This is a genomic window from Microbacterium sp., from assembly GCF_036566905.1.
GTDB lineage: Bacteria > Actinomycetota > Actinomycetes > Actinomycetales > Microbacteriaceae > Microbacterium.
Map to the genome: position 1 here is coordinate 1 of NZ_DATCVK010000142.1, position 9,209 is coordinate 9,209.

Annotated in this window: 10 protein-coding genes and 1 pseudogene; 8 read left to right on the forward strand and 3 right to left on the reverse strand. The window is 71.9% G+C overall.

Translation table 11 applies throughout. The features are described from left to right. The 8 genes from VIP82_RS10970 to VIP82_RS11005 form a co-directional block, all read left to right on the forward strand. Positions 1-898: alpha/beta fold hydrolase (locus tag VIP82_RS10970; RefSeq protein WP_331908458.1), on the forward strand; the 898-nt coding region annotated here is incomplete at its 5' end. Between the two features lie 183 nt (positions 899-1,081). Then, on the forward strand, positions 1,082-2,593 hold the full coding sequence (locus tag VIP82_RS10975; protein ID WP_331908460.1) for an ABC transporter substrate-binding protein: 1,512 nt from the start codon (positions 1,082-1,084) through the stop codon (positions 2,591-2,593). Continuing rightward, positions 2,590-3,540 (forward strand): ABC transporter permease, encoded by a 951-nt coding sequence (locus VIP82_RS10980; protein ID WP_331908462.1) that lies wholly within the window; start codon positions 2,590-2,592, stop codon positions 3,538-3,540. Before VIP82_RS10975 ends, VIP82_RS10980 begins: the two co-directional genes overlap by 4 nt. A gap of 107 nt (positions 3,541-3,647) precedes the next feature. Beyond that, entirely contained in the window at positions 3,648-4,517 is an 870-nt protein-coding gene (locus VIP82_RS10985; RefSeq protein ID WP_331908474.1) for an ABC transporter permease, read from the forward strand. Further along, the gene (locus VIP82_RS10990; protein ID WP_331908464.1) at positions 4,514-5,302 is read left to right on the forward strand and encodes an ATP-binding cassette domain-containing protein; all 789 of its coding nucleotides are present in this window, start codon (positions 4,514-4,516) and stop codon (positions 5,300-5,302) included. The genes VIP82_RS10985 and VIP82_RS10990 overlap by 4 nt, the downstream gene beginning before the upstream one ends. A gap of 23 nt (positions 5,303-5,325) precedes the next feature. Next, the gene (locus VIP82_RS10995) at positions 5,326-6,096 is read left to right on the forward strand and encodes an ABC transporter ATP-binding protein (protein WP_414684660.1); all 771 of its coding nucleotides are present in this window, start codon (positions 5,326-5,328) and stop codon (positions 6,094-6,096) included. Between the two features lie 62 nt (positions 6,097-6,158). Next, the gene (locus VIP82_RS11000) at positions 6,159-7,229 is read left to right on the forward strand and encodes a M4 family metallopeptidase (protein WP_331908466.1); all 1,071 of its coding nucleotides are present in this window, start codon (positions 6,159-6,161) and stop codon (positions 7,227-7,229) included. Next, positions 7,207-7,677, forward strand: coding sequence for a hypothetical protein (locus VIP82_RS11005; protein WP_331908468.1), 471 nt, complete (start codon positions 7,207-7,209; stop codon positions 7,675-7,677). The genes VIP82_RS11000 and VIP82_RS11005 overlap by 23 nt, the downstream gene beginning before the upstream one ends. 3 nt (positions 7,678-7,680) lie before the next feature. Here the strand turns inward: VIP82_RS11005 and VIP82_RS11010 are convergent, their stop codons facing one another. The 3 genes and pseudogenes from VIP82_RS11010 to VIP82_RS11020 all read right to left on the reverse strand — a co-directional run. Beyond that, the gene (locus VIP82_RS11010; RefSeq protein WP_331908470.1) at positions 7,681-8,292 is read right to left on the reverse strand and encodes a GNAT family N-acetyltransferase; all 612 of its coding nucleotides are present in this window, start codon (positions 8,290-8,292) and stop codon (positions 7,681-7,683) included. 34 nt (positions 8,293-8,326) lie between these two features. Further along, positions 8,327-9,019: a uracil-DNA glycosylase gene (locus VIP82_RS11015; protein ID WP_331908472.1), complete on the reverse strand. Its 693-nt coding sequence runs from the start codon at positions 9,017-9,019 to the stop codon at positions 8,327-8,329. Beyond that, positions 9,019-9,209, reverse strand: a pseudogene (locus tag VIP82_RS11020) (metal-dependent hydrolase); the annotation flags it as partial. The pseudogene VIP82_RS11020 and the gene VIP82_RS11015, both read right to left, overlap by 1 nt.

The following is a 9,209-nucleotide window of genomic DNA, read 5'->3' on the forward strand; positions in this document are numbered from 1 at the left end:
CGACGGCCCGACGCCCCGCGGCGAGCGCCTCACGCTCGCCGTGCCCGACGGCCGCACGCTCAGCGCGCTGCGCTACGCCACCGCGGACGCGCCCGACGCGGCACCGGTGGTGACCTTCCTGCACGGAGCCGGCCTCAACGCCCACACGTGGGACACCACGATCCTGGCGCTCGGCCTCCCGGCCCTCGCGATCGACCTGCCCGGGCATGGCGACTCGTCGTGGCGCGACGACCTCGCCTACATCGCCCGGGTGCTCGCCCCCGACGTCGCGGCCGGTATCGAGGTCTGGACGGATCGGCCCCAGCTGCTCGTCGGTCAGTCGCTCGGCGGCCTCACCGCGGCGGCGGTCGCGGCATCCCGTCCAGATCTCGTGCGCCAGCTCGTCGTCATCGACATCACGCCCGGCGTCGACCCGAACGCCGGTCCCACCCAGATCCGCGAGTTCTTCGCCGGCCCCGTGGACTGGGCATCCCGCGACGAGCTCGTCGACCGCGCACTGGCGTTCGGGCTGGGCGGCGGCACGCGCCGCAAGGCCGAGCGCGGCGTGTACTTCAACTCCCGCGTCCGTCCGGACGGGCGCGTCGAATGGAAGCACCACTTCGCGCACCTCGCGAACGCGGCCGCCGCCTCCCCCGCAGCGGCGGCGGAGGCGGCCGCGCAGCAGGACGCCGTCGGCTCGGTGCTCGGCGAATCCCGATGGGACGACCTCGCGGCCGTCACGGCACCGACGACACTGCTCCGCGGAGACCGGGGGTACGTCACGGAAGCGGATGCCGCGGAGTTCCTGCGACGCGTGCCCGAGGCATCCGTCGTGGTGGTGCCGTCGGGACACAACGTGCAGGAGGAGATCCCGATCGAGCTCGGCGGACGGCTGCGGACCCTGGCCGGCGGGTCCTGACCGCGTCGATTCCGCGATCGGGGAAGCCTTAACGCTTCTGTTGCGTTCCGAGTAGCGGGTTGCCGTTCGCCGTCGCGGTATCCCTAGGCTGTTACGCGCACCGGCGGCCGCCCCGATCGGTCGCGGGCGCACACAGCAACAGTCGCCGCACAGCACACGGGACCCTCCCCCGAAAGGATCTTCATGCTCCGCCGCACCACCCTCGCCGCCGCCTCGCTGCTCGCCGCCGGCCTTCTCGTCCTCACGGCCTGCAGCAGCGGGAGCGGCGACACCGCGCCGACGTCGCCCGGCGAGCCCGACCCGGACGCGTCGGTCGCGATCCGGCTGGTGCTGGAGCCGGGCAACCTCGACATCCGCGAGACGGCGGGCTCGGCCCTCGACCAGATCCTCGTCGACAACATCTACCAGGGGCTCGTCGCCCGCACGCCCGAGCAGGACATCGTGCCGGCGCTCGCGAGCGACTGGACGGTCTCTCCCGACGGTCTCACGTACACGTTCACGCTCCGCGAGGGCGTCACCTTCCACGACGGCCAGGAGCTGACCCCGCAGGACGTCGTATGGTCGCTCACCACCCGCCGCGACACCCCGGAGTGGCGGGACTCCGCCCGACTGGCGAACGTCACGTCGATCGCGGCCGAGGGGCAGGACGTCACGCTCACCCTCAGCGCGCCGGACTCGACGCTGCTGTGGAACCTCACGGGCCGTGCGGGCATCGTCCTCAAGGAGGGCGACACGGTCGACTACAAGACCGCGGCGAACGGCACAGGCCCGTTCGTGCTCGCCGACTGGCGACAGGGCGACAGCATCACCTTCTCGCGCAACGACGCGTACTGGGGCGACAAGGCGGGAGCGGCGGAGGTCGTGTTCGACTACATCCCCGACAACCAGGCCGCGCTCAACGCGGCGCTCGCGGGCGAGGTCGACGTGCTCACCGGGTTCGACGCGAACCTGAAGGACCAGGTCGAGGCGAACGGCGACTTCTCGCTGGTGCTCGGCCAGTCCACCGACAAGGGAACGCTCGCCTTCAATCAGACGTCGGGCCCGCTCGCCGACAAGCGGGTGCGCCAGGCGATCCGTCAGGCGATCGACCACGACGCCATCATCGAGGCGCTCGCGTCGGGGCAGACCCAGTACGGCCCGATCCCCGAGCTCGACCCCGGCTACGAGGACCTCTCGGATGTCGCCCCCTACGACCCGGAGGCCGCCAAGGCGCTCCTCGCGGAGGCCGGCGCCGAGGATCTCGAACTCACGCTCACGATCCCGAGCTTCTACTCGACGACGATCCCGCAGATCCTCGTGTCGGACCTCGACGAGGTCGGCATCACGCTCGACGTGAACTCGGTGGACTTCACCACGTGGCTCACCGACGTCTACACGAACCACGACTACGACCTCAGTTTCGTGCTGCACACCGAGGCCCACGATTTCGAGAACTGGGCGAACCCGGACTACTACTTCACCTACGACAACCCCGAGGTGCAGGAGCTGTACGCCCAGTCGCTCGCCGCGACCGACGAGGCCGAGGCGGCCGATCTGCTCACGCAGGCCGCGCGCATCGTGTCGGAGGACGCGGGCGCCGACTGGCTGTACAACGGCGCGTCCGTCGTCGCGGTCGGCACTAACATCACCGGTATGCCCTCGATCAACGTGAACGAGCGCCTGAACATCGCCGAGATCGCCAAGAGCAACGGGTGATCCGGTACACGCTGACCCGTCTGGCCCTGCTTCTGCTCGGGCTTCTCGTCGCCAGCGTGCTGATCTTCGTCACCCTCCGGGTGCTCCCGGGTGACATCGCGCATCTTATCGCGGGTGTCGGATCGAGCCCCGAGCAGCAGGACGCCATCCGGGAGCGGCTCGGTCTCGACCGGCCGCTCCCGGAGCAGTACCTCGACTGGATCGGCGGGCTCCTGCGCGGCGATCTGGGGACCTCCCTGCTCACGGGCTCCCGCGTCGTGGACGAACTCGCCCAGAAGGCCGAGGTGACGGTGCCTCTCGGCATCCTGTCGCTCCTCATCGCCGTCGTCATCAGCGTGCCCCTCGGCGTGCTCTCGGCGATGCGGCGCGGCCGCGCCGACGGCACGGCGCTCAGCGTCGGGGCGCAGGCTCTCGCGGCGGTCCCGGTCGTCTGGGCCGGCATGATGCTCGTCGTCGTCTTCGCCGTCTGGCTCGGCTGGCTCCCCGCGCAGGGCTTCCCCCGTGCCGGCTGGAACGACCCGGTGGCGGCGCTGCGCTCCCTGATCCTCCCCGCACTCACGATCGGCATCGTCGAGGGCGCGATGCTGCTGCGCTTCGTGCGCAGCGCCACCCTCCAGGCCGTCGGACAGGACTTCGTGCGCACGGCCGCGGCGAAGGGGCTCACCCGCGACCAGGCGCTCATCCGCCACGGCCTGCCGGTCGTCGGTCTCTCGGTGATCACCGTGCTGGGCCTGCAGGTGGCCGGCATCATCGTCGGCGCCGTCGTCATCGAGCAGCTCTTCTCGCTCCCCGGCATCGGCCGCATGCTGGTCGCCGACGTCGCCGCGCGCGATCTGCCCAAGGTGCAGGGCGAGCTGCTCGCCCTCACCGGGTTCGTGCTCATCGTCGGCTTCGTGGTCGACCTCCTGCACCGTGTGATCGACCCCCGACAGCGGGAGGCGTCGTGAGCCGTTCGACGAGTTCGGGGACCGGCGACCCAGCACCGACGGGTGAGTCGACGGATTCCGGGGCACCGGCGCCGGCTGCGGCGCGGCGCCCGTCCCGCTGGGCGTGGCTGCGGCGGCTGTGGGCGCTGTCGACGGGCCGGTTCGGCCTCATCGTCGTCGCGGTGGTCGTCCTCACCGCCGTCGTCGCGCGCTTCTGGACGCCGTTCGACCCGCAGCAGGTCGAGATCTCGGACCGCTGGGCGCCTCCGGGCTGGCCGCACCTGCTCGGCACGGACGGGTCGGGCCGCGACATCCTGAGCCTGCTCATGGCCGGCGCCCGCACCACGGTGTTCGTCGCCGTCGGCGCCGGGGTCGTCGCGACGGTGATCGGCATCTCGCTCGCCGCGCTCGGCGCGCTCACCGCGCGGTGGGTGCGCGAGTCGGTGGCGGTGTTCGTCGACATCCTCATCGCGTTCCCCGTGCTCATCATCGCGATGATGATCTCGGCGGTGTGGGGCGGATCGCTCTGGGTGGTGATCTGGGCGGTCGGCATCGGCTTCGGCGTGAACATCGCGCGGGTGACCCGCCCCGAGCTCCGACGGGTGCTGCAGAGCGACTTCGTGCTGGCCGGCCGCGCGTCGGGTCTCACCCCGGCGCAGAATCTGTGGCGGCACCTGCTTCCCAACGTCGCACCGGTGTTCATCGTGCAGCTCTCGTGGGGCATGGCGGTCGCCGTGCTCGCCGAGGCAGGCCTGTCGTACCTCGGCTTCGGCGCGCCGGTGACCGAGCCGTCCTGGGGCCTCCTGCTCGCGCAGCTGCAGCAGTTCATCGCGGTGCATCCCCTGTCGGTGGTGTGGCCGGGTCTCGCCATCACGCTCACGGTCCTCGGCCTCAACCTGCTGGGCGACGGCCTGCGCGAGGCCACCGATCCCACGCTCTCGCGCAGCCCCTTCGCCACGCGCCGCGCGCGACTGCACATCCCCGAGGTGGTGTCATGAGCCTCGAGGTGGACGACCTCACGATCGAGATCGGCGGCCGCCGCGTCGTCGACGGCGTCTCGTTCGCCGTTCCCGACGGCGCCCGCGTCGGCCTCATCGGCGAGTCGGGGTCGGGCAAGTCGCTGACCGCCCTCGCCATTCTGGGACTGCTGCCCGACGGCGCGACCGCCGGCGGCAGCGTGCGCTGGAACGGCCGCGAGATCCTCGGCCTCGCCGACGGCGAGCTGGCGCAGCTCCGCGGCGACGAGATCGGCATCGTGTTCCAGGAGCCGCGCACCGCCCTGAACCCCATCCGCACCGTCGGCAGGCAGATCGCCGAGTCGATCCGCATCCACGAGGGACTGTCGAAGCGGGATGCCGCGGCCCGCGCCGTCGCCGAGGCGTCCCGAGTCGCCCTCCCCGACCCCGACCGCATCGTGGCCCGCTATCCGCACCAGCTGTCGGGCGGCCAGCGGCAGCGCGTCGCGATCGCCATGGCCCTCGCCTGCCGCCCGCGGCTGCTGATCGCCGACGAGCCGACGACGGCGCTCGACGTCACCATCCAGGCCGAGATCCTCGACCTCCTGCTGTCGCTCGCGCGCGACGACGGCATGTCGCTGGTCTTCATCACCCACGACCTCGCCGTGCTGTCGCAGATCGCCACGCACGGCGTCGTGCTCGAGCACGGACGCGTGGTCGAGCAGGCGCCGGTGGCGCAGCTGCTCTCGGCACCGGCATCCGTGGTCACGCAGGAGCTGCTCCGCGATGCGACCGCCACCCTCTGGCGCCCGGGTGGTGCCGAGTGAGCGTGCTGATCCGTGGCCGCGGGCTGACGCGCCGCTACCCCACCCCGAAGACGCGCCTGTTCGAGCCGCGCAGCTTCACGACCGGACTCGAGGATGCCGACATCGACGTGCGCGAGGGCTCGTCGGTCGGCCTCATCGGCGAGTCGGGCTCGGGCAAGTCGACCCTCGTGCGACTGCTGCTGGCCCTCGACAGACCCACTGCCGGTACCGTCGAGTTCGACGGACGTCCCGTCGACGCCCGCGCGTCGACGCGGTCGCTGCACTGGCTGCGCCGGCAGACCGGGATCGTGTTCCAGGACCCCTACGCGTCGCTCGACCCCCGCATGAGCGTGGGCCGCATCGTCGGCGAGCCGCTGTGGGCGCTCGGCATCGACGGCGACCGCCGGGCGCGCGTGCGCGAGGTGCTCGACGACGTCGGACTCGAGGCCGGCATGGCCGACCGGTTCCCCCACGAGTTCTCGGGCGGGCAGCGGCAGCGCATCGCCCTGGCCCGCGCCATCGTGCACCGCCCGCGCCTGCTCGTCGGCGACGAGCCGCTCTCGGCGCTGGACGTCACGGTGCGCGCCCAGATCCTCGAGCTGCTGGGCGAGCTGCGGGTGAGGGACGGGCTCACGCTGCTGCTCGTCTCGCACGACATCGGCGTGGTGCAGAACCTCTGCGACGAGGTCGTCGTCATGAAGGACGGCCGCATCGTCGAGGAGGGGCCGACCGAGAAGGTGCTGCTGCAGCCGCAGGTGGCGTACACGCGGCGGCTGCTGGCATCCATCCCCGTGATCGACGCCGACGCCTCCTGAGGCATCCGCGCCGAGTCGGCGGGGCGAGAGCCGGCGTCGGCGGCCGCCGATAGGTTCGGAGCATGGCCCCCGGAATCGTTCCGCCGTACCTGCTCGCTCGTATCGCCGCCGTGCAGGAGGAGGGCTGGGCGCGCGCCGCCGAGGCGGCCCGCTCCACGCTCGCTGCGCCGCGCGAGTATCGCCCCGTGAGGTCGCGGCTGCGGCTGTCGATCCAGGAGCCCGGCACGCTCGTCGCCGAGGCCACGCCGGCTCCCGATCGCGAGATCTCCGACGCCCAGCAGCGCGAGGTCGTGCCGGGTGTGCGCGTGCGCGGCGAGGACGACGCCGCTACCGGTGACGCCGCCGTCGACGAGGCGTTCGACGGGCTCGGGGCGACGTACGACTTCTGGTGGGACGCGTTCGCCCGCGACAGCATCGACGGCTCGGGCAGCTCGCTGCTGGCGACGGTCCACTACGGCCGCGACTACGACAACGCGTTCTGGAACGGCGAGCGCATGGTGTTCGGCGACGGCGACGACGAGGTGTTCCGCGGCTTCACCGGCTCGCTCAGCGTCATCGCGCACGAACTTGCCCACGGGGTCGTCGAGGACGAGGGCGGGCTCCTCTACCGCGGCCAGTCGGGGGCGCTCAACGAGTCCATCGCCGACGTGTTCGGCGCGCTCGCCGAGCAGCACCGCAACGGGCAGACGGCCGACGAGGCGAGCTGGCTCATCGGCGAGGGCATCTTCACGGATGCCGTACAGGGGCGCGCGCTGCGGTCCCTCGCCGCGCCCGGCACGGCGTACGACGACGATGTGCTCGGCAAGGATCCGCAGCCGGCCCACATGCGCGACTACGTCGATACCCGCGACGACAACGGGGGCGTGCACATCAACTCCGGCATCCCGAACCACGCGTTCTACCTCGTCGCGACCGCGCTGGGCGGCCATGCCTGGGAGAAGGCGGGGCTCGTCTGGTACCGCGCGCTCACCTCCGGCACGGTGCCGTCGACAGCGGATTTCACGACGTTCGCCCGCGCCACCCTCGCCGCGGCGGCTGCGGAGTACGGTGAGAAGTCGGAGGAGGTCGACGCCGTCCGCGCCGGGTGGTCGGGAGTCGGCGTGATCCCGGATGACCCAGAACCCGACGCCTGAGACGACCGGCGCGACTGACGAAGCCGAACCGCGGCCCGCGGTCGAGGTCGACGTCGCGCGCACGGGCGGCATCGCCGGCATCACGCGCCGCTGGTCGGCCCAGCCGCCCGAGACCGAGGCGCCCGAGTGGATCTCGCTCATCGATCGCTGCCCGTGGAACGAGGCGCACCCGGCAGCAGGCGCCGGAGTGGACGACCAGGACGCCGCCGCGCAGCGGAATGCAGCGCCGGAGGCCGCCGATGATGCGCCCACGATGCCTGCCGGATCCCGTAGTCCGATGCCCGACAGCTTCGTGTGGTTCATCCGCGCGAGCTGGTCGGGGACGGATCCGCGGGAGGCGGAGTTGTTCGACGACGAGGTCGTCGGTGCCTGGCGGGAACTCGTCGACGCGGTGCGTGACTGGAGTCGCAAAGGCCCGTCCGCGGAGCGTGAGCGGCCGGGCCGGTGACGCTCAGCGGGTGAAGATGCCCTTCTTCTTCACCGGAGTGAGGGCCTTCTGCATGTAGATCGTCCCGAGCCAGCGCCCGAACTTGAATCCCACGCGCCCCATGCGGCCGACCTCGACGAAGCCGAGCTTCTCGTGCAGGGCGATCGAGCCCTCGGCGCCCTTGTCGCTGATCACCGCGACCATCTGGCGGATGCCCACCGCTTCGCTCGCCTCGATGAGCGCCTCGAGCAGCGCCTTGCCGAGGCCCTTCCCGGTCGCCGCCTGCCCGAGGTAGATCGAGTTCTCGACCGAGTACCGGTACGCCGACTTGCTCGACATCGGCTGCACCAGCGCGTACCCGAGGATCTGCCCCGAGGGCGACTCGGCGACGAGGAACGGCAGGCCCTGCTTGGCGAGGGCGTCGCGCTTCTTGCGCCACTTTCCGACAGACCAGATGTCTTCGTCGAAGGTCACCACGGAGTTGGTGACGTAGTAGTTGTAGATCTCGCGGATGTCGGGCATGTCGCGGTCCTCGACGGGCCGGATCGTGAACGAGAAGGGACGCTCGGGCTCGGGCTGGCGCTGCAGATGCCGCGGCAGGCGCCGCCGATCCTTCTCGTATTCCTCCTCGAGCATGCGCTCCTCCTCGATGTCCGGTGTGCGGGGCACCCTAGGCGGGCAGCCGCCAGTCGACGGGGGCTGCGCCCTGCTGGGCGAGCAGTTCGTTGGCGCGCGAGAACGGCCGCGAGCCGAAGAAGCCCCGGCTGGCCGACAGCGGCGACGGGTGCGGCGACTCGATGATGGGCGTCGCGGCGAGCAACGGCCGCAGGTTCGCGGCATCCCGCCCCCACAGGATCGCGACGAGCGGCTGGTCCCTGGCGACGAGCGTGCGGATGGCGTGCTCGGTCACCTTCTCCCACCCCCAGCCCCGATGGGATGCCGGAGCCCCGGGTGCGACGGTCAGCACGCGGTTGAGCAGCATGACGCCCTGGTCGCTCCACGCCGACAGGTCGCCGTGCGGAGCGCGCGGGATGCCGAGGTCGGCCTCGAGCTCCTGGTAGATGTTCGCGAGGCTCCGCGGCAACGGCCGCACGTGCGCATCGACGGCGAACGACAGCCCGATCGGATGCCCCGGCGTCGGGTACGGGTCCTGCCCCACGATGAGCACTTTGACGTCGGGCAGCGGGCGCTGGAACGCGCGCAGCACCCGGTCCCCCGCCGGCAGGTAGTGGCGGCCTTCGGCGACCTCGGTCCGGAGCCGGTCGCCCAGCGCGGCGATATCGGGCGCCACCGGCGCGAGCGCCGTCGACCAGTCGGGGTCGATGAGGCCCGCGTCGGCCAGCTCGGGCAGCGTGAGGGCCATCACGGTGCCTCGGCCCGCGTCACCGTCGTCGTCATGACGAGCTCGACGCCGCCCTCGACCGTCGCCTGCGCGAACGAGACCGTCGCCGCCGAGAGCTCCCGGAGCGACGCGACGTGAGTGCCGCCGCACGGGATGCGCGCGGCGGCTCCGGGCAGCTCGCACACCCACGTGCGGCGGTCGGCGAGGGCGT

Excerpts from the sequence above, each read along its gene's own strand:
- VIP82_RS11015 (WP_331908472.1), bottom strand. The coding sequence starts at position 9,019 with ATGGCCCTCACGCTGCCCGAGCTGGCCGACGCGGGCCTCATCGACCCC.
- VIP82_RS11010 (WP_331908470.1), bottom strand. The coding sequence starts at position 8,292 with ATGCTCGAGGAGGAATACGAGAAGGATCGGCGGCGCCTGCCGCGGCAT.
- VIP82_RS10990 (WP_331908464.1), top strand. The coding sequence starts at position 4,514 with ATGAGCCTCGAGGTGGACGACCTCACGATCGAGATCGGCGGCCGCCGC.
- VIP82_RS11005 (WP_331908468.1), top strand. The coding sequence starts at position 7,207 with ATGACCCAGAACCCGACGCCTGAGACGACCGGCGCGACTGACGAAGCC.
- VIP82_RS11000 (WP_331908466.1), top strand. The coding sequence starts at position 6,159 with ATGGCCCCCGGAATCGTTCCGCCGTACCTGCTCGCTCGTATCGCCGCC.
- VIP82_RS10975 (WP_331908460.1), top strand. The coding sequence starts at position 1,082 with ATGCTCCGCCGCACCACCCTCGCCGCCGCCTCGCTGCTCGCCGCCGGC.